This is a genomic window from Niveispirillum sp. KHB5.9 (assembly GCF_048066115.1).
Lineage (GTDB): Bacteria > Pseudomonadota > Alphaproteobacteria > Azospirillales > Azospirillaceae > Niveispirillum.
Genome location: NZ_JBLTYX010000003.1, coordinates 279,726 through 298,173 on the forward strand (window position 1 = coordinate 279,726; position 18,448 = coordinate 298,173).

The 18,448-nt window shown below is 66.0% G+C and carries 19 protein-coding genes and 1 tRNA gene; 16 read left to right on the plus strand and 4 right to left on the minus strand.

Annotated elements, in window-relative coordinates:
- The first annotated feature begins 7 nt into the window (after positions 1–7).
- The 4 genes from ACM9HJ_RS07935 to ACM9HJ_RS07950 all read left to right on the plus strand — a co-directional run bounded on the left by ACM9HJ_RS07935 (position 8) and on the right by ACM9HJ_RS07950 (position 2,824).
- Positions 8–229: a hypothetical protein gene (locus ACM9HJ_RS07935; RefSeq protein ID WP_416571173.1), complete on the plus strand. Its 222-nt coding sequence runs from the start codon at positions 8–10 to the stop codon at positions 227–229.
- Positions 230–290: 61 nt separating this feature from the next.
- Complete coding sequence (locus tag ACM9HJ_RS07940; RefSeq protein ID WP_416571174.1) at positions 291–851, plus strand: helix-turn-helix domain-containing protein; 561 nt, start codon at positions 291–293, stop codon at positions 849–851.
- 148 nt (positions 852–999) lie between these two features.
- Positions 1,000–1,977, plus strand: a complete 978-nt coding sequence (locus ACM9HJ_RS07945; RefSeq protein WP_416571175.1) for a GNAT family N-acetyltransferase — start codon at positions 1,000–1,002, stop codon at positions 1,975–1,977.
- 61 nt (positions 1,978–2,038) lie between these two features.
- Positions 2,039–2,824: an SDR family NAD(P)-dependent oxidoreductase gene (locus ACM9HJ_RS07950; protein WP_416571176.1), complete on the plus strand. Its 786-nt coding sequence runs from the start codon at positions 2,039–2,041 to the stop codon at positions 2,822–2,824.
- Here the strand turns inward: ACM9HJ_RS07950 and ACM9HJ_RS07955 are convergent, their stop codons facing one another.
- On the minus strand, positions 2,825–3,451 hold the full coding sequence (locus tag ACM9HJ_RS07955; protein ID WP_416571177.1) for a hypothetical protein: 627 nt from the start codon (positions 3,449–3,451) through the stop codon (positions 2,825–2,827).
- A 201-nt stretch (positions 3,452–3,652) separates the two neighbouring features.
- On the opposite strand from ACM9HJ_RS07955, the gene ACM9HJ_RS07960 reads away from it, so the two are divergent.
- The 11 genes from ACM9HJ_RS07960 (at position 3,653) to ileS (ending at position 14,285) form a co-directional block, all read left to right on the plus strand.
- Positions 3,653–4,057: a TIGR02300 family protein gene (locus ACM9HJ_RS07960; RefSeq protein ID WP_416571178.1), complete on the plus strand. Its 405-nt coding sequence runs from the start codon at positions 3,653–3,655 to the stop codon at positions 4,055–4,057.
- A 138-nt stretch (positions 4,058–4,195) separates the two neighbouring features.
- Positions 4,196–4,271: transfer RNA gene (locus ACM9HJ_RS07965), tRNA-Ala, on the plus strand.
- A 384-nt stretch (positions 4,272–4,655) separates the two neighbouring features.
- Positions 4,656–5,777 carry a calcium-binding protein gene (locus tag ACM9HJ_RS07970; protein ID WP_416571179.1) on the plus strand — a complete coding sequence of 374 codons (1,122 nt, stop codon included), beginning with the start codon at positions 4,656–4,658 and terminating at the stop codon, positions 5,775–5,777.
- A gap of 404 nt (positions 5,778–6,181) precedes the next feature.
- Positions 6,182–7,297: a calcium-binding protein gene (locus ACM9HJ_RS07975; RefSeq protein ID WP_416571180.1), complete on the plus strand. Its 1,116-nt coding sequence runs from the start codon at positions 6,182–6,184 to the stop codon at positions 7,295–7,297.
- Positions 7,298–7,545: 248 nt separating this feature from the next.
- Entirely contained in the window at positions 7,546–7,671 is a 126-nt protein-coding gene (locus tag ACM9HJ_RS07980; RefSeq protein ID WP_416571181.1) for a hypothetical protein, read from the plus strand.
- A 9-nt stretch (positions 7,672–7,680) separates the two neighbouring features.
- Entirely contained in the window at positions 7,681–8,421 is a 741-nt protein-coding gene (locus ACM9HJ_RS07985) for a trypsin-like serine peptidase (RefSeq protein ID WP_416571182.1), read from the plus strand.
- A gap of 87 nt (positions 8,422–8,508) precedes the next feature.
- Entirely contained in the window at positions 8,509–8,811 is a 303-nt protein-coding gene (gene fliN / locus ACM9HJ_RS07990; protein ID WP_292903158.1) for a flagellar motor switch protein FliN, read from the plus strand.
- Positions 8,812–8,822: 11 nt separating this feature from the next.
- Positions 8,823–9,494, plus strand: a complete 672-nt coding sequence (locus ACM9HJ_RS07995) for a response regulator transcription factor (protein WP_416571183.1) — start codon at positions 8,823–8,825, stop codon at positions 9,492–9,494.
- Positions 9,491–10,075, plus strand: coding sequence for a YcbK family protein (locus tag ACM9HJ_RS08000; protein WP_416571184.1), 585 nt, complete (start codon positions 9,491–9,493; stop codon positions 10,073–10,075). The genes ACM9HJ_RS07995 and ACM9HJ_RS08000 overlap by 4 nt, the downstream gene beginning before the upstream one ends.
- A 119-nt stretch (positions 10,076–10,194) precedes the next feature.
- Complete coding sequence (locus ACM9HJ_RS08005; RefSeq protein ID WP_416571185.1) at positions 10,195–10,860, plus strand: hypothetical protein; 666 nt, start codon at positions 10,195–10,197, stop codon at positions 10,858–10,860.
- 233 nt (positions 10,861–11,093) lie between these two features.
- Positions 11,094–14,285, plus strand: a complete 3,192-nt coding sequence (gene ileS / locus ACM9HJ_RS08010; RefSeq protein WP_416571186.1) for an isoleucine--tRNA ligase — start codon at positions 11,094–11,096, stop codon at positions 14,283–14,285.
- A 166-nt stretch (positions 14,286–14,451) separates the two neighbouring features.
- Here ileS and ACM9HJ_RS08015 read toward each other — a convergent pair whose 3' ends face one another.
- Both ACM9HJ_RS08015 and ACM9HJ_RS08020 read right to left on the minus strand, forming a co-directional pair.
- A complete protein-coding gene (locus tag ACM9HJ_RS08015) occupies positions 14,452–15,054 on the minus strand; it encodes a class I SAM-dependent methyltransferase (RefSeq protein WP_416571187.1) in 603 nt (200 codons plus the stop codon).
- A 115-nt stretch (positions 15,055–15,169) separates the two neighbouring features.
- Positions 15,170–17,086, minus strand: a complete 1,917-nt coding sequence (locus tag ACM9HJ_RS08020; protein ID WP_416571188.1) for an ABC-F family ATP-binding cassette domain-containing protein — start codon at positions 17,084–17,086, stop codon at positions 15,170–15,172.
- Between the two features lie 139 nt (positions 17,087–17,225).
- Here ACM9HJ_RS08020 and ndk point away from each other — a divergent pair, with 139 nt between their 5' ends.
- Entirely contained in the window at positions 17,226–17,648 is a 423-nt protein-coding gene (gene ndk / locus ACM9HJ_RS08025; protein ID WP_416571189.1) for a nucleoside-diphosphate kinase, read from the plus strand.
- Between the two features lie 324 nt (positions 17,649–17,972).
- Here ndk and panD read toward each other — a convergent pair whose 3' ends face one another.
- Positions 17,973–18,431, minus strand: a complete 459-nt coding sequence (gene panD / locus ACM9HJ_RS08030) for an aspartate 1-decarboxylase (RefSeq protein WP_416571190.1) — start codon at positions 18,429–18,431, stop codon at positions 17,973–17,975.
- Positions 18,432–18,448 lie beyond the last annotated feature (17 nt).

Below are 18,448 nucleotides of genomic sequence, written 5' to 3' on the forward strand. Positions count from 1 at the left end.
GCATGGGATGATCGCCCGTCGCCCCCCGCCCAAGCCACCGGTCCCCGCCCCCGCCCCGGCGGAGGGCGAGCTGGATGGCCGTATCCGGCAGGGGGAGATCGAGCGCCTGCGCCGCCAGGCCAAGGATCGCGGTTTCAAGGAGCAGGTGCAGCGCGCCGCCAAGGAAAAGGGGGAGGACCCCTATCGGATGCTGGCCGAAGCGATCCGGCGCATGCTGCGCGGGGAATGATATCCCTGCTTGACGACTTCCACACTTGACGGTGTTCCATAAATGGGATTTTATCTCATTTATGGAACAAAATATCGACACACGCTTGGCCAACCGCCTGACGCAGCTGCGCCGGGACGCCGGCTGGTCCCTGGATGAGCTGGCGTCGCGCAGCGGCATCCCCAAGGCCACCCTGTCCCGTCTGGAGCGGGGAGAGACCAGCCCCACCGCCAGCCTGCTGGGCCGGCTCTGCGCCGCCCATGGCCGCCCCATGTCCCGCCTGCTGGCGGAGGTGGAGGCGGAGCCCGCCCTGCTGATCCGGGCGGCGGACCAACCGGTCTGGACCGATCCCGCCACCGGCTTTGTCCGCCGATCCCTGTCTCCGCCCGCCTCCGGGCTGGAGACGGAGATGATCCACGGCACAATGCCGGCCGGCACCATCATCGATTACGACGCCCCGCCCGTGCCGGGCCTGGAACAGCATATCTGGCTGCTGGAAGGAAGGCTGGAATACCGGCTGGACGGGGTGGCGCATGTGCTGGAACCGGGCGATGTCCTGCGCTTCCGGCTTTATGGCGCCACGCGCTTCCACAGCCTGGGCGACGTGCCTGCCCGCTACATCATCGCCATCACAAGACCCTGAAACCCGATCCCGGCCAAACCGGGATCGGGTTCGGCGGCGACGGCCGCCGCGCGGCCCGTGCCGCGTGAGCCAAGTTCACGGATGTGGACGCCGGCGCCTGAGGCCGGTGATCGCCTAACGATCACCGGAAACTGTATAAGAGGCTTTCATGCAGTATGACATCGTCACCGCGGCCGGGGAGAGTTTCACGGCCGCGATCCCCGAACTCGCCCAATTGCTGCGGGCCTGTGTCATGAACGGGGCCGCGGTCGGCTTCATCCCGCCGCTGGAGGCCGACATGGCCGCCGCCTTCTGGCAAGGCCAGCAATCGGCGGTGCGGGCGGGGGAGAAGATCATCCTGCTGGCGACCGACGGGGACCGTGTTGTCGGTACCGTCACCCTGGCCCTGGCGCCGCAGGTGAACGGCACCCATCGGGCGGAGATCGCCAAGATGCTGGTGCATCCCGATGCCCGCCGCCGGGGCATCGCCGCTTCGCTGCTTAAACGGGCGGAGGAGGTGGCGCGGCTCCACGGCAGGCGCCTTCTCGTGCTGGACACGCGCCAGGGTGACGATGCGGAGCGGCTTTACGGAAGGCTGGGCTGGCAAAGCTGCGGCATCATTCCCGACTACGCGCTGAATGGCGACGGCACCAGCCATGCCACCCATGTCATGTACCGGCAGCTGCGGGAACGGCCGGCGGGTCTGACGGTGGCGGCGGCGTCGCCCGACGATCCCGATGCGCTGCCCCTGATCGATGCCCTGTCCGCCGATCTGGCGGCCCGTTTCGGCAGTGACGGGCGCGGCGGGCTGGCCGGCTGGACGGATGTCGCCGACCGGTCGATATTCGCCCTGGCCCGGCTGGACGGGGTGCCCGTGGGCTGTGGTGCCGTCCGCCCGTTCGATGGCAGGGTGGGGGAGATCAAGCGCATGTACGCCGTTCCCTGCGGTGCCGGGGTGGGCGCGGTCGTCCTGGCCTTCCTGGAGGAGGCGGCGCGTGGGCTGGGCTATGAAAGGCTGCTGCTGGAGACGCGCTGGGCCAATGACCGGGCCGTGGCCTTCTACCGCCGCCACGGATACCGGCTGGCAGCCAATTACGGGCCCTATCAGGGGCGGGTGGAATCGGCCTGCTTCGGCAAGATATTGTAGGTTGGGCCCACTGCCGCCCGTACAGGTTGACGCGAACCCCCGGGCTGGTCAGGATGCGCCCATGTCGCAGCCTGCCATGGGGAAGAAGAACATGCCGCGCCTCAAGGATCGTGTCGCCCTGATCACGGGGGCCGGGAACAGCATCGGCCGGGCCGTCGCCCTGGCGTTCGCCCGCGAAGGCGCCGACCTTGTCCTGCATTACGAGGAGGAGGGCCAGCGCAACGATATGGGTGAGCTGGCGCGCGAGCTGGAGCGGCTTGGGCGACGGGTCCTGGCGCTGCGCACCGACGTCACCCATGCCGACGGCGCCTACGGGCTGGTGGAAAGTGCGGTGACCGGCCTGGGCCGCGTCGACGTGCTGGTCAACAATGCCGGGCTGCGGCCCGCCATCTCCTTCGTCGATACCACGGCGGAACAGTTCGATGTGGTGATGGCCGCCAATGTGCGTTCCGCCTTTATGGTGACGCGCATGGTGCTGCCGCTGATGTTCGCGCAGAATTACGGGCGCATCGTCACCACCGTGTCGGACGTGGCCTATCACGGGGCGCCTGGCTATACGCTCTATGGTGCCGCCGCCGGCGCGCTGCTGGGTTTCACCCGCAGCCTGGTCCATGATATCGGTCCGCGCAATGTCACGGCCAATTGCGTGGCGCCGGGCGCCATCGATCCCAAGGCCAATACCAGCGTCGCCCAGGCCGGGGTGGACGCGCTGCGCCGCGCCCTGCCCAGCCAGCGCCTGGGTACCGTGGCCGATGTCACGCCCGCCTACCTGTTCCTGGCGTCGGACGATGCCCATCACATGATCGGCCAATGCATCAGCCCCTGCGGCGGTGCCGTGATGCTGTGATCAGGGGCCGACCGCGATGTCGGCGCCCGTCAGGTCGGGATGGCCGCGGACCCAGGCCGTCCCGTCGATCTGATCGATCGTCGCCCCGAACCGGCGCAGCAGGTCCAATCCGGGGGCCAGTTCCCGCATATCCGTCACGCCCGTGCGGCCGGGGCTGTTCAGCCCGGCCAGCAGCAGGGCGATCCCGTCGGCCGGCCCCATCCCCCGGTGCAGGGCCGGCAGCGGCCATTCCGCCCCCGTCATGCTGCCCGGCAGCCGGTCCAGCCGACGGAGCGCGAAACCGGCGCCCAGCCGTTCCAGCGGCCCGCGCAATGTGGCCAGGGTCGCATCCGAGTCGCCCACCAGGACGGCGGTGAAGGGATGTGCGGCCAGCGCGCCGGCCAGCAGCGGCACGGCCCCCGGCCGGCCGGTCAGGTCCAGCACCCGGTCCGGTTCCCGCCAGCCGCCGACACCGGTGCCGTGTACGGCCCACCCGCCGGCACCGGCCTTTGTCACATGGACGCCCAGGGCACCCAATGCCGCCGCCAGCCCATCCAGTCCCGGATCGTCCGCGCCGGTGACGCGCGTCGGACCGCGCGCCATCGCGCCCAGGATCAGGGCCAGGGAGGACAGGTCGATCGCGGGCATCGGTGGGCCTTGGCAAAGGGGGTGCAGTGCCGGGAATAGCATGGAAGCGGACGGGCCGAAAGCGTGCCCCCCGAAGCCCAGCATGGCGGCAACACGCACAAGCTGTCACACTTCCGTTTGACAGGGGCCGCCAGCCATGGCAGATGCGGCCCGAACCGCGGCGCATTTCCCGGCGCGCGTAATTGTGACGGAGGTATTGCCGTGGCCAAACCCGAGTGGGGTATCAAGCGCATCTGCCCGAATTGCGGCGGACGTTATTACGACATGCAGAAGAACCCGCCGACCTGCCCGTCGTGCGGCACCGTCTTCGATCCCGAGGCGCTGCTGAAGTCGCGCCGCGCCCGTCCGCTGCCGGTGGAGGACACCAAGAAGGCCGTCGCCAAGCGGGATGACGAGGAGGCGCTGGATAACGAGGCCGAGGAGGAGTTGGAGGTCGCCGATGACGTGGCCGATGACGAGGCCGACGTTGCCGACGATCTGGAAGCCGACGAGGTTGATGACGGCGTGGGCGACGACGAGGACGTCCTGCTGGAAGATGCCGACGAGCTGGATGATGGCGACGACATGGGCGAAGTCGTCGATGTCGAGGGCGAGGAAGAGGTCTGATCGGACCGGCGGGCCGGCCTTGATGGAGGATGTCCCAAGAATCCGTCATCGGCCCGTCATTTTCCGCTTGCATCTGTGCCCGAGTTTCTAGATAAACCCGCGCACGGCGCCGACGACCCAGACGGTGCCAACAGTTTCGGGGCCATAGCTCAGCTGGGAGAGCGCTACAATGGCATTGTAGAGGTCAGCGGTTCGATCCCGCTTGGCTCCACCAAAATGAGAAGGGCTCCGCCGGAAATGGCGGGGCCCTTTCTTGTTTCCGGCCCTTGCGGCCGACCGGTCCATTCCCCCGGTGGGGCAATGGTGCCACCCGTCGCGCGGGCCGGCCCCGGTCGGCCTGGGGGGACGGGAAAATGCCCGTCGGGCCGACGACCCGTTACAGGAACGACATATTGACGGTGCGAGCCCTGCCAAGTGGCCCCATGCGGCCCGCCCGACACGGTATCCATGTCATCGGCACGGGTGGCCTATAAGCCGTCGCAGGGGCATTCACCTGGTTGCCAAAGCCCCCGTTCGATCGATCCGGCATGAATGAATGCGACGGGCCGATATCGGCTGGGGTACGGGGCGGCGACCATCCTCGTATGGATCGACAGAAATGACTGGTACCTTGCGGGCGGGGACGCCCGGTGATGACATACTGCTTTCCCAATCCCCGCGCGACAGGCTGTCGGGTGGGGCCGGCGACGACATCTATGACATCGCCCATTACGGCGTCGCGGTGCAGGAGATGCCCGACGGCGGCCATGATGTGGTGGTGGCCCATATCGATTTCATGCTTCCCGACTTCGTCGAGGATCTGAGCATGGAGTACGCCCAGCGTGGCCATCAGCCCAATCCGGCTTTGGCCGGTGCGATACTGGGCATCGGCAACCGCCGCGACAACATGATCGCCGGCAACAGCCTGGACAACACCATCAAGGGCCTGGCCGGCAATGACACGCTGCTGGGCAATGGCGGCGATGACAGTCTGGAGGGCGGCGACGGCAACGACCTGCTCACCGGCGGGGCGGGCAATGACACGCTGATCGGTGGTGCCGGCAATGACGACCTGGCCGGTGGCCCGGGTGATGATGTCATCATCGGCGGTGCCGGCGACGACAATATCTTCGGCGGCGACGGTCTGGACGTCGTGCTTTATGACGGACGGCTGAGCTTCATCGGCGGCGAACACAGTGCCGTCCGCGACCTGGACGGCACCATCAGGGTCACCAGCATGACCAGCGATGCCAGCGATGTGCTGAAGGGTGTCGAACTGGTGGTGTTCGGTACGGAGGTCCTGGTGAATTCCCAGCCGGCACCGGGTACCGCCCGCAACGGCTTTGACGAGGCGCTGTACCTGTCCCGCAATGCCGACATCGCCGCCGCTGTGCGCAATGGGACCCTGGCCAGCGGCTGGGACCATTTCCGCACCTATGGGCAACGGGAAGGCCGGGACCCCAACGCCCTGTTCGATACCGACTATTACCTGGCGAACAACCGTGACGTGGCGGCCGCCGTGGCGCGCGGTGAAACCACGGCCTGGGGGCATTACCTGAATTACGGCGGCAGGGAAGGGCGCGACCCGTCCGCCTGGTTCAACACCCGCGCCTATGCCGAGACGACCGACGATGTCGCGGTCACCGGCCTGAACCCGCTGGTGCATTTCCTGCACATCGGCATCAATGCCGGCAAGATGGCACAATTGTCCAACACCACGCTGGACTGGATCGGCGGGTAACCCCATCCGGCATGGCTGCGTTGATCGGATCGGATGGTCCGGTCGATGCCGCCGCCGGGGCGGATGCTTGGATCCGGGCGGTCGATTGACGGGTGCCGGGGCAATCATCCACTGTGCTCAGCGATCTCAACATGTTGAGTGAAAACCATATCAAAAGTGAAATGAAAATTTCTGTAAATATAAAGCATCTGTTGACCGGATAATTGTATCGATGCAAGCATTGTTTCTATTATTTCATTGCGTAAATTCTATTGATTTTTTGCTTAATGCGCCGAATGTTTGTTCTACAGGGGTTGTGACGGGCCTGATTGGTCTTCCTTTGGAGAATTGTCGGCGGATGGGCTTCGCGACAGTCGCTCCATGAGGGAGCGGCAGCGACCCGTTTCTTGCGAATTGAGAACATCATGTCTGGTACCTTGCGGGCGGGAACGCCCAATGACGACACGCTTTATTCCCTGTCGGCCGGGGACACCCTGGCCGGCGGGGCCGGCAACGACACCTATGACGTGCTGCATTACGGCACCGTCATCCGCGAGGAGGCGGGTGGCGACAGCGCCGATCTGGTGGTCGCGCATATCGATTTCGTGCTGCCGGACTTCGTTGAAGACCTGACCATGGAATATGCCGATCGCGGCCATATTCCCAACCCGGTCACCAGCGGTCCGCAGATCGGCATCGGCAATGCGCTGGATAATGACATCCAGGGCAATGCGCTGGACAATTTCATCAGCGCGCTGGGTGGCGATGATTTCGTGCGGGCCGGTGGCGGCGATGATCTGGTCCTGGGCGGCACCGGCCATGACCTGCTGCTGGGCGACAGCGGCGACGACATCCTGCTGGGTGAGGCCGGGAACGACCTGCTGAATGGCGGGACGGGCGACGATCTGCTGATCGCCGGCCTGGGTGAGGATCGGCTGATCGGTAGCGAAGGCCTGGATATCGCCGTCTTCAGCAGCCCGGCCAGCCATTACCAGTTCACGGTGACCGGCGCGCAGACCTTCGTCACCAACACGCACCTGCCGCAGTTCGCCGAATCCGCCGACATGCGCGGCGTGGAAATCGCCGTGTTCGGCACGGATGTGAAGCTGCTGACGCCCCATGCCCCCGGTACGGCGCGCAACGGCTTTGACGAGGCTCTGTACCTGTCCCGCTATGGCGATGTCGCCGTTGCCGTGCGTAACGGGGCGGTGGCCAGCGGTTGGGAGCATTTCCAGCTTTATGGCGAGCGGGAGGGCCGTGACCCCAACGCCCTGTTCGACGTGGGTTTCTATCTGGCGAACAACCAGGACGTGGCGGCCGCCGTGGCCGGCGGGCAGACCACCGCCTGGTCGCACTACAGCAACTATGGCTGGAAGGAAGGGCGCGATCCATCGGCCTTCTTCAATACCCGAGCGTATCTGGCGACCAACGATGATGTCGGGGCCAGTGGCCTGAACCCGCTGCTGCATTACCTGTATATCGGTGCGGCCGACGGGCGGCTGGCCCAGTTGTCCAACCCGACCATGGACTGGATTGGATGAGTTGTTCCGTCCCTCAAACGCCGGGCGCCGCCATCCGGCGGCTGGGCTTACGCGCCCATGGGCGCGGGCGCTCAATGCGCCAACCCATCGGCAATGAGTTCACTCATTGCCGATGGGTATGACATATCCGTCCGCGTCCTTTTGTCCGATGACAAGGGGCGAAGGCAGGCGTAGCAGTGGTGGAGGGCCGCGCCGTCGGACGGGCGGCCCTTTTCCATTCGCGCAGCCGCTTTCAAGACAGGTGCGTCATGTATGTGATTTATATGCTGCTGGGCATGCTCATCGGGCTGCCCTTCGCCGGGGTGTTCTATTACGCCATCTGGACCTTCCTGACGGGTGGTGATCCGGGCGGCGGCGACAACAGCCCCTTCTGATCCGGCCCCATGCGCCGTCTGCCGCTTCTGGCCCTGGCCCTGTTGCTCTGCGCCGGCTTGTCATCGGCGCAGGAGATACGCGCGCCTGGTGTGGCCGCGGATGACAGCCGGCAGATCGTGGATATCGCCACCCCGCCCTGGAACAGCGTGGCGCGGGTACAGACCAATATCGGCGGCAAATGCACCGGCACCGTCATCGGCCCCAGGCTGGTGCTGACGGCCGCCCACTGCTTTTACAATCCCCGCACCCGCCGCCTGCTGGAGGCGGGGTCGCTGCATGTTCTGCTGGGCTATGAGCGCGGCGATTACAAGACCCACCTGACGGTCGACACGCTGCATGTGCCGCCCGCCTATGACGGCACGCGGCCCGGCGACAGTATGCGTCATGACTGGGCCCTGCTGCGCCTGTCCGGCCCCGCTTTGGTCCCGGTATTGGCACCGGCCGGGCGCGGGGCGCAGCCGGGCGACAAGGTGGCGGTGGCAGGCTTCAGCCAGGACCGCGTGCATCTGCTGATGGCCGACCGCGACTGTGCGGTGAAAACCCAGGTGCGGGCGGAAGGGGCCGGCGGCACCCTGGTCTTCCATGATTGTTCCGCCAGCCGGGGGACCAGCGGCGGGCCGCTGCTGGTGCAGATCGACGGGGTCTGGCGCGTGGGCGGGGTCAATATCGCCGTCACGCCGAAATCCGGCAATCTGGCGCTGTGGCCCGATGGATTGGACGCCGCCATCGCCGCTCTTTCCAAGCCCTGACGGCGGCGGACTCTTTTCCTGCGGCGCGGAAATCCCTATAGTCGCGGCAATGATGTTTCCCACGGCTAGTGGAAAGAACCGACCCTTATGCCCGACCCGATGTCCGGCGACGATATCGACCGTTCCTCCATCCTGTCCGTGCCGGTGCAGGTGTCGGTCCGCCTGGGCCGGCGGCGGCTGCGCATCAGCCAGCTTCTGCGCATGGGGCCCGGCGACATCGTCGATCTGGAACGCGTGGTGGGCGATCCTGTGGACGTCTATGTCAATGACCGCATGGTGGCGCGGGGCGAACTGGTGGTGGTCGACGGGCGCCTGGGCCTGACCATCGTGGAACTGATGCCCCAGGCCACGCGTGGCCGCGAACCCCTGGGCCCCGGCCCCGGCGAGTGACCGGGGACGGCATGGACAGGGCAGCCGCCAAGCGCATCCTGCTGATCGATTCCGACGATACCCTGTGCCGCGTGCTGGCCGAACAGCTGGCGCAACAGGACGGTCTGCACGCCCTGTGCGCCACGAACGGAGAGGCGGCACTGGCACTGCTGGCCGGGCATGGAGCGGATGCGGCCCTGCTGGATGCCACGCTGGCCGGTGACGGTCTGATCCCAGCCCTGCGCGCCGGCGGGCTGTCGGGGCCGCTGGTCCTGCTGCTGCCGCCCGGCCTGGGCGTGCCGGCCGGCGGTGATGATCATCTGGCCAAGCCCATCCGCCTGGGCACCCTGCTGACAAGGCTGCGCGCCCTGCTGCGTCAGGCTGACACGGTGGCTGCCGCTATGGTGGAAGCGTTGATCATCGGCCCCTACCGTTTCCTGCCAGCCGCCAAGCGGCTGGAGGCGGTGGACGGGTCCCGCATCCGCCTGACCGAGAAGGAGACGCAGATCCTGCATCATCTCTGCCGCCATGGGGGCATGGCCCCGCGTGAGGATCTGCTGGGGGCCGTCTGGGGTTATGGCGCCGGGATCGACACCCATACGCTGGAAACCCATATCTACCGCCTGCGCCGCAAGCTGGGGGCGTCACTGCTGGTGCGGGTCGAGGGTGGCTATCGTCTGGCGGGGGAGCCGGTGCCGGCATGAGCCTTCTGTCACGTCGCGCGCTGCTGCTGTCCGTTCTGTCGCTGGTCCCGCTGGCCGCCTGTTCCACCCGCCCGCCGGCGGGGGAGGAGGACGGACCGCCGCCCGACCTGCCGCCCCTGCCCGACGTGCGGCGCATCGTGCTGTCGCACCCGAAAAGCAGGGAACGGGTCGACGTCATCTATTTCCATAGCGGCGCCTATGATCCCCGTGCCCTGCAGCAGATCGACCAGCTGCTGCGCGACCGGCGGACGGGGCAGGTGGGGCGCATCGATCCGTTGCTGATGGATTTCATGTTCGACCTGTTGCAGCGCACCGGCCTGCCGCCAACCACGGTGGTGGAGGTGACGGACGGGTTCCGGTCGCCGGGCACCAATGCCGACCTGGTGCGCGACAATGCCAATGCGGCGCGCGAAAGCTATCACCTTCAGGGCCGCGCCATGGATTTCAAGGTGCCGCTGCTGCCCGGGGCCGCCCTGGGCGAAATCGCCAAGACCATGCAGCGTGGCGGGGCCGCCTATTATCCTTCCACCGGTCATACCCATATAGACACAGGCCCCAACCGCACCTGGAAGACGCGATGAAGGGTTTGTTCGCTTTTCCCTCAGTCGCCGGGCGCCGCCATCCGGCGGCTTGGCTACGCGGGCACGGGCCCGCGGGCGCTCAACGCGCCAACCAGACTGCTCGCCGCAGTCTGGCATTGGTGCTGCTGGCCCCCCTGTTGCTGGCCGGGTGCAAGCCCGTCCTGACATCACGGGTGCCCGTGTTGCCCACCGGCGTGGAACTGCCCGCCGGTACGGTGCCGCGCGACCTGCCCACCGGCACCGGCGATACGCTGACCGTGGTGGAGGAATCGCTGCGGGTGGGCATGCGCTATGTGGCCAGCGCACCGGGCGGCCGGGTCGGGTCCATCGCCTTCGTGCCCATTCCCGGCGTGCCGCTGGCCCAGATCCAGGTGCCGGGTGGGGAGGCGCGGGCCCTGTTCCTGGCCCAGGGCCGCGTGACCCAGGCCGGGCTGGAACGGCTGCTGCATGGCACCCGCCGCGCCAAGGATCTGGCCCGCACCCTGGCGGAGGGGGAGGCGGAGGAACGCTATCTCTTCGCCTTCTTCGCGCTGATGCGCCAGGGCACCGACGCGCCGCGCTTGGCCCTGGTCCAATGCGGCACCAGCCATTCCGGCCAGGAACCCATCGCTGCCGCCGTCCAGTCCCAGGCCGCGCGCCGTGGGCTGAAGCTGGACGAGGCGGGGGAACTGGTGCGCCTGCCCGGCCGCGATCTGGTGGTTTCCGTTCTGTCCGACGGGTTGCGCGATGCGGTGGCGGTGGGCGACTGCCGTGCCGACCTGCCGATGCAGTTGCCCGACTTGTAAGGCCGCTGGCATCATGCCAGCGGAGGCCGGCGACTGCCGGCCCGGCGCTCATGCGCCGTAAGCCAAGCCGACGGATGTCGGCGCCCGGCGTCTGAGGGAACGAGAAGCCCGCAGGCGTGCTTTGCGCCCGGCCATCCTGGACAGGGCCTTTGCCGACAGCTACATGAGAGTTTCCCACGGATGCGGATGTAAATCCGTGACCTTTCGGGTATTGCCAACCACATGGGTGTCCCATGACCGCGTCCAACGAAACCTTCACACCATATCCCGCCGCCGAACCCAATCCGGACTTCCCCCGGATCGAAGAAGAGGTGCAGCGGATTTGGAAGGAGAACGCGGTTTTCCAGCAGTCGGTGGATTTCCGCCCGCTGGAAAAGGACGGCAAGCATAACGAGTTCGTCTTCTATGACGGCCCGCCGTTCGCCAACGGGTTGCCGCATTATGGCCATCTGGTCACGGGCTTCGTGAAGGATCTGGTGCCGCGCTACCAGACCATGAAGGGCCGCAAGGTCGAACGCCGTTTCGGCTGGGACTGCCACGGCCTGCCGGCGGAGCTGCAGTCCGAAAAGGAACTGGGCGTTTCCGGGCGCCACGACATCCTGAAATACGGCATCGACAAGTTCAACGCCCACTGCCAGGTGTCGGTGCTGCGCTTCACCCATGAATGGGAATATTACGTCACGCGCCAGGGCCGTTGGGTCGATTTCCAGAACGATTACAAGACCATGGACATCAGCTTCATGGAAAGCGTGATGTGGGCCTTCAAGCAGCTCTGGGACAAGGGGCTGGTCTATGAGGGTTACCGCGTCGTGCCCTATAGCTGGGCCGTGGAATCGCCGCTGTCGAACTTCGAAACCCGCCTGGACAATTCCTACCGCGAGCGCCAGGACCCGGCCCTGACCGTGCGTTTCCGTCTGGATGTGCGGCCCGGCGATGCCGGCCCGCTGGATATCCTGGCCTGGACGACCACGCCCTGGACCCTGCCGTCCAACCTGGCCTTGGCGGTCGGTCCGGAGATCGAGTACGCGGTCATGCGCAAGGGCGATGACCGGCTGATCCTGGCCACCAGCGCCATCGGCAAATATGCCAAGGAACTGGAAGGGTACGAGCAGGAAAGCACCCTGTCGGCGGAAGACCTGCGTGGCCGCACCTACGAGCCGATCTTCCCCTATTTCAAGGGGCTGGAAAAGTCGCACCAGGTGCTGGTGGCCGATTTCGTCACCACCGGCGACGGCGTGGGCATCGTGCATATGGCGCCCGGCTTCGGTGAGGACGATTTGGCCGTCTGCAAGGCGCACGGTCTGCCCGTGAAGGTGCCGGTGGACGTGGCCGGCCGCTTCACGGCGGAAATCACCGACTATGTCGGCCTGAACGTGATCGAGGCCAACAAGCCCATCATCCAGGATCTGAAGGCGCGCGGCGTCGTGCTGCGGCACGAGACCTACCTGCACAACTACCCGCATTGCTGGCGCACGGACGAGCCGCTGATCTACAAGGCGGTGAACAGCTGGTATGTCGAGGTCTCCAAGTTCAAGGACCGGATGGTTGAGCTGAACCAGCAGCAGATCAACTGGATTCCCGGCCATGTGAAGGATGGTTCCTTCGGCAACTGGCTGGCGAACGCGCGCGACTGGAACATCTCCCGCAACCGGTTCTGGGGTTCGCCCATCCCGGTCTGGCGCAGCGATGACCCGCGCTATCCGCGCATCGACGTCTATGGCTCGATCGCGGAGCTGGAGCGCGATTTCGGCGTGAAGGTCACCGACCTGCACCGCCCCGCCATCGACCATCTGGTCCGCCCGAACCCCGACGATCCGACCGGCCAGTCGATGATGCGCCGGGTGGAGGATGTGCTGGATTGCTGGTTCGAGAGCGGTTCCATGCCGTTCGCCCAGCAGCATTACCCGTTCGAGAACAAGGAACGGTTTGAAGCCGCCTTCCCCGCCGATTTCATCGTCGAATATGTGGCCCAGACACGCGGCTGGTTCTACACGCTGATGGTGCTGTCCACGGCGCTCTTCGACTGCGCGCCGTTCAAGAACGTCATCTGCCACGGCGTCGTGCTGGACGAGGATAAGCAGAAGCTGTCCAAGCGCCTGCGCAACTATCCCGATCCGGTGGAGGTGCTGAACAACCAGGGTGCCGACGCGCTGCGCTGGTATCTGGTGTCCAGCCCCCTGATGGTGGGGGGCGATCTGGCCATGCCCAAGGATGCGCGCGGCATCGCCCAGGCCCTGCGCCAGGGCGTGCTGCCGCTGTGGAACGCCTACAGCTTCTTCACGCTCTATGCCAATATCGATCAGGTGAAGGGGACGATCCGCGCCGACCAGAAGGGCCTGCTGGACCGCTATATCCTGGCCAAGACGCGCGAGCTGGTGGAGGGCATCGAAGGCCGCATGGACGCCTACGACCTGCCCGGCGCCTATGCGATCATCACCGGCTATTACGACGCGCTGAACAACTGGTACATCCGCCGTTCCCGCTCCCGCTTCTGGCGCGAGGCCGGGGAGGGCGATGCCCAGGACAAGCGCGATGCATACGACACGCTCTATACCTGTCTGGTGACGGCGACCAAGGCCCTGGCCCCGCTGTTGCCGCATGTGACGGAGCGGATCTATACGGCGCTGACCGGTGAGGCGTCGGTGCATCTGGCCGACTGGCCGGACGTGTCGCACCTGCCGTCCGATCATGATCTGACCAGCCAGATCGACCTTGTCCGGGAGATCTGTGCGGCCACCATGTCGCTGCGCGAGGCCAAGAAGCTGCGCATCCGCCTGCCGCTGCGCACCCTGACCATCGTCCACCCGGATGCCGACCGGCTGAAGGGCCAGTTCGACGCCGTGCTGGGGGCGTTGGTGGCGGATGAGGTCAACGTCAAGCAGGTGACCGTGTCGTCCGACATCAGCTTGGTCGGCACCCGTCAGCTGGCGGTGAACGCGGCGATCGTCGGCCCCAAGGTCGGCCCGAAGATGAAGGAGGTGATGGCCGCCTCCAAGCAGGGCAATTGGACCGACAAGGGCGACGGTACCGTCGAACTGGCCGGTGTGGTGCTGGAAGCGGGCGATTTCGACATCCGCGTCCAGGCCAAGGAAGGCACCCACGCCGCCCGCTTCGCCGGCGGCAAGGGCGTTGTCGTGCTGGACGTGACCGTGGATGCCGAACTGGAGGCCGAAGGCTGGGCCCGCGACTTCGTGCGCGCGGTTCAGTCAACGCGTAAGGACTCGGGCTTCCAGGTCACCGACCGCATCATCATCGCGGCCCAGGTGCCGGACGCCATCGCCGGTGCGCTGACCACGCATGCCGAGACCATCAAGCGCGAGACGCTGGCGCTGTCGCTGACGGTGAACCCGGAAGCGTTGCCGGAAGGCGCGGTGTCGGTAGACCTGTCGGGGACGTCGGTGTCGCTGGTGCTGACGAAGGCGTAAAGAACGCATATCGCTTCATCTATATCTGCCTCCCCGGCGAAAGCCGGGGCCCAGGGCCACAGGGTCAACCTCTCAGCAGCATCGATCAACGCAGCGGATAGGTTGGGCTCGTGGCCCTGGGTCCCGGCTTTCGCCGGGAAGGCAAAAACACTGTCGATTGAAGGCCCTACACCCCGTCCCTGACAAACCGCCAGACGCTGGCCGGTGGGATGTTGGCGATGGTGAAGCCGACACGCCGTCCCTTCAGGCCCAGTGCCTTGCGCCGCAGCGGTGAGCGGGCGGAATAGGTATAGGCGTAGAAGGCGCGGCCCGGCGGCATGACCTCGAAGATCGCATCCACGATGGCGCGCTGATCCTCCACGGGGATCAGGATCATGGGCAGGCAGACCAGCACGGTGCCGACCTTGCCCCGCACCTCTTCGGGCAGCATGGAGCGGATGTCCGCCACATCGCCTTCCAGCACATGGATGCCCGGCAGGTGCCGGCGCAGATAGGCCGCCAGTTCCGGATCACGCTCCACCGTATAGAGCTTGGAGGGCGGAACACCGGCTTCCAGGATGGCCTGGGTGACGGCACCTGTGCCGCCGCCGAATTCCACCACCACCTCGTCAGGCGCCCGCGTGATCTGTGCGGCCATCAGGCGCGACAGGGAGGGGGCGGAGGGGGTGATGGACGCCATGGAGAGCGGATTGGCCAACCAACGCTTGAAGAAAAGCCAGGCGGCGCTGGCTTCCTGATGCGTGCGGACCGTGGCGTGCCTATGGATCATTCTCTCAACCTGGCGGTTATGCCGATACCAGACATGGCACGCCCATTGCCGCATTGCAATGTCGCCACCAAAGCGGCCCTGGGATGTCTCGCCGCACCCCATTCCTGATGTGGGCTTACACGGTGCCGGCCGCCAGCGCCGTTTCCATCTGTTCGGACAGGTCCAGCCATTCCAGTTCCGCACCCTCCAGGTCATCGGACACGGAACCCAACTCGATCTGCAATTTGGTGACCTTGTCCGACGGGCCCTCATAGAGCTTGGGGTCGGCCAGCTTGGCCTCGATCTCCGCCTTGCGCTTGGTGAAGGTGGCCATCTTCTTTTCAATCGCCTCGATCTGCCGGCGCAAGGGGGCCAGTTGCTGGCGCAGCTCTGCCGCCGCCCGGCGCTCCTCCTTGCGGGCATCGCGCCCGCCGGATTTGTCGGCCCCGGCACCACCGCCCACACCGGCCGCCGCCGCCCGCTCCGCCTTGCTCTTGTCCAGCAGCAGGCGCTTGTAATCCTCCAGATCACCCTCGAACGGCCTGCAGGTGCCGTCATTGACCAGCCACAGGCGATCGGCGGTCAGTTCCACCAGATGCGGGTCGTGGCTGATGACGATGACCGCCCCCTCATACTCGTTCAGCGCCTCGACCAAAGCCTCGCGGCTGTCGATGTCCAGATGGTTGGTCGGTTCGTCCAGCATCAGGATATGCGGCGCGTCGCGGGTCATCATGGCCAGCAGCAGCTTGGCCTTTTCCCCGCCCGACAGGGACGAGATCTTGGTGTCCGCCTTGGACTGGTTGAAGCCGAACCGGCCCAGATGCGCGCGTGCCTGGCCCTCCAGCGTGCCTTGAGGCATCACCGCCTGCATCTGCTGGAGCGCGCTCCAGCCCATGTTCAGCTCGTCCTGCTGATGCTGGGCGAAATAGCCGACACGCAGCTTGGAGGACCGGAACATCTCCCCCGCCATGGTGCCCATGCGGCCGGCCAGCAGCTTGACCAGGGTGGATTTGCCGTTGCCGTTGGCCCCCAGCAGCGCGATGCGGTCATCGGCATCGATGCGCAGGCCCAGCCGTTTCAGCACCACCCGGTCGCCATAGCCGACGGAGACATCGTCCAGCCGGATCAGCGGCGGGGCCAGCTCGTCCGGGGAGGGGAAGTTGAAATTGACCGGCGTGTCGTCGATGACCTGGATGCGCGGTCCCAGCCGTTCAATGGCTTTGAGTTTGGACTGCGCCTGCGTGGCCTTGCTGGCCTTGGCGCGGAACCGGTCGACGAAGGCCTGAAGATGGGCGCGCTGGGCGTCCTGCTTGGCGGCCTGGGATTTGGCATGTTCCATCCGCATGGTGCGGATCTGCACGAACTGGTCGTAATTGCCGCCATAGGCGGTCAGCTTCAACTGGTCCAGATGCACGATGCTGGTCGGCACGCGGTTCAGCAGGCCACGATCATGGGACACGATCAGCATCGTGTGGGGGTAGTTGCGCAGATATTCCTCAAGCCACAGGGTGGCTTCCAGGTCCAGGTGGTTGGTCGGCTCGTCCAGCAGCAGCAGGTCGGGTTCGGCGAACAGCACGCCGGCCAGGGCCACGCGCATGCGCCAGCCGCCGGAGAAATCCGAACAGGGCCGGCGCTGCGCCTCGGTATCGAAACCCAGACCGGACAGGATGCGGGCGGCGCGGGCTTCGGCCGAATGGGCCTGGATGTCGGACAGGCGGTGATGGATTTCGGCGATGCGCAGCGGATCGGTCGCCGTCTCGGCTTCCGCCAGCAATTCCGTGCGTTCGGTATCGGCTGCCAGCACGGCGTCGATCAGCGTCGTCTCGCTGCCTGGCGCCTCCTGCCGCACCCAGCCCATCTTCAGGCCGGTGGGCAGGGTGATGGCGCCTGCATCGGGCTGTGCCTCGCCCGCGATCAGGCGCAGCAGGGTGGATTTGCCCGTGCCATTGCGCCCCACCAGCGCCACGCGATGCCCGGCGGGAATGGTGACGGAGGCCTGGTCCAGCAACAGGCGGCCGGCGATGCGATAGGTGAGGTCGGTGATCTGCAGCATGATGACCGCCCCTTACCATAAAGCGCGATACCGCAGAAGCGGGACGCATACATGGTCCGCCGGATTCGGCGTTGCAGCATGGCGGGACCCCCTGTATAAGCCGGCCCAGTTTCAAGCCTTATGTCTTATGGAGATACCCATGGCTGTCGAACGGACGCTGTCGATCGTCAAGCCCGACGCGACCCGCCGCAACCTGACCGGCAAGATCAATGCCCGCTTCGAAGAAGCCGGCCTGCGCATCGTTGCCCAGAAGCGCGTGTGGCTGTCCAAGCAGCAGGCCGAGCAGTTCTATGACGTTCACCGCGAGCGTCCCTTCTTCGGCGAACTGGTCTCCTTCATGATCTCCGGTCCGGTGGTCGTGCAGGTGTTGGAAGGCGACAACGCCGTGGCCCGCAACCGCGAGATCATGGGCGCCACCAACCCGGCCAACGCCGCCGCCGGCACCATCCGCAAGGACTTCGCCGAGAGCATCGAGGCCAACTCCGTCCATGGCTCCGACAGCCTGGACAATGCCAAGATCGAGATCGCCTATTTCTTCGCCGGCACGGAGATCGTCGGCTGATTTAGAGCCGCGATGGACGTTCCGACAGGAATGTGATCAGGAAAACCGCCCGTGGGAAACCTCGGGCGGTTTTTCGTTTTGGGGTTTGGGGGGAGCGGTTTGTTGCCCTCCGCTGCGAAAGCGTGTGCTCTGAGGGTCCCAGCAATATCTACCGTCACCCCGGCGAAGGCCGGGGCCCGAGTGACAAGCACTTTGCTCCAAGCACTTTGCTTTACGACCTAGGCCCCGGCCTTCGTTCGCCGGGGTGACGGTAGAGAGGGTGGCAACGATAGTGCCCCAGAGTTTCGCAAAGGCGTCGCGAAAGCGGGAAAGGCGGGAAGAGCCTTACGTCCGGATCGGCACCGACAGTTCCACCGCCGCGTCACGGCCGTCGGTGATGTCCAGCGTGCGGAAGTCGAAATCGCGTTCCGGACCCTTGAACACATCATATTCCAGGACCCGGTCCACCGAATTATCGGCATGGAAGGTCAGGACCTTGGGCTTGATCGAATAGAGCTGGTCCGGCGTGATGCTGGCCGAGGCGGCGATGATCACCTCGTCCCCCTTCTGGCAGGTACGGGCGGCGGCACCGTTCAGGACGCAGGCCTTGGACCCCGGTTCCCCGAAGATCACATAGGTGGAGATGCGGGCACCGCTGCTCTTGTTCCAGATCTCCACGAATTCCAGCGGATAGATGCCGGCCAGCGCGCACTGTTCGGGGTCCAGGGTGATGGAACCGTGATAGTTCAGGTCGGCACCGGTGACGCGGATACCGTGGAACTTGGCGCGGACGATCTTGATCATGGGGCACTCCGGTCTGG

Bases quoted from the DNA above. Each gene is read 5' to 3' on its own strand.
- ACM9HJ_RS07995 (WP_416571183.1), top strand. From the start codon at position 8,823: ATGGACAGGGCAGCCGCCAAGCGCATCCTGCTGATCGATTCCGACGAT.
- ndk (WP_416571189.1), top strand. From the start codon at position 17,226: ATGGCTGTCGAACGGACGCTGTCGATCGTCAAGCCCGACGCGACCCGC.
- ACM9HJ_RS07980 (WP_416571181.1), top strand. From the start codon at position 7,546: ATGTATGTGATTTATATGCTGCTGGGCATGCTCATCGGGCTGCCCTTC.
- ACM9HJ_RS07955 (WP_416571177.1), bottom strand. From the start codon at position 3,451: ATGCCCGCGATCGACCTGTCCTCCCTGGCCCTGATCCTGGGCGCGATG.
- ACM9HJ_RS07985 (WP_416571182.1), top strand. From the start codon at position 7,681: ATGCGCCGTCTGCCGCTTCTGGCCCTGGCCCTGTTGCTCTGCGCCGGC.
- ACM9HJ_RS07950 (WP_416571176.1), top strand. From the start codon at position 2,039: ATGTCGCAGCCTGCCATGGGGAAGAAGAACATGCCGCGCCTCAAGGAT.
- ACM9HJ_RS07945 (WP_416571175.1), top strand. From the start codon at position 1,000: ATGCAGTATGACATCGTCACCGCGGCCGGGGAGAGTTTCACGGCCGCG.
- ACM9HJ_RS08015 (WP_416571187.1), bottom strand. From the start codon at position 15,054: ATGATCCATAGGCACGCCACGGTCCGCACGCATCAGGAAGCCAGCGCC.
- ACM9HJ_RS07940 (WP_416571174.1), top strand. From the start codon at position 291: ATGGAACAAAATATCGACACACGCTTGGCCAACCGCCTGACGCAGCTG.
- ACM9HJ_RS08020 (WP_416571188.1), bottom strand. From the start codon at position 17,086: ATGCTGCAGATCACCGACCTCACCTATCGCATCGCCGGCCGCCTGTTG.
- ileS (WP_416571186.1), top strand. From the start codon at position 11,094: ATGACCGCGTCCAACGAAACCTTCACACCATATCCCGCCGCCGAACCC.
- ACM9HJ_RS07935 (WP_416571173.1), top strand. From the start codon at position 8: ATGATCGCCCGTCGCCCCCCGCCCAAGCCACCGGTCCCCGCCCCCGCC.
- ACM9HJ_RS08000 (WP_416571184.1), top strand. From the start codon at position 9,491: ATGAGCCTTCTGTCACGTCGCGCGCTGCTGCTGTCCGTTCTGTCGCTG.
- panD (WP_416571190.1), bottom strand. From the start codon at position 18,431: ATGATCAAGATCGTCCGCGCCAAGTTCCACGGTATCCGCGTCACCGGT.
- ACM9HJ_RS07970 (WP_416571179.1), top strand. From the start codon at position 4,656: ATGACTGGTACCTTGCGGGCGGGGACGCCCGGTGATGACATACTGCTT.
- ACM9HJ_RS07975 (WP_416571180.1), top strand. From the start codon at position 6,182: ATGTCTGGTACCTTGCGGGCGGGAACGCCCAATGACGACACGCTTTAT.
- fliN (WP_292903158.1), top strand. From the start codon at position 8,509: ATGCCCGACCCGATGTCCGGCGACGATATCGACCGTTCCTCCATCCTG.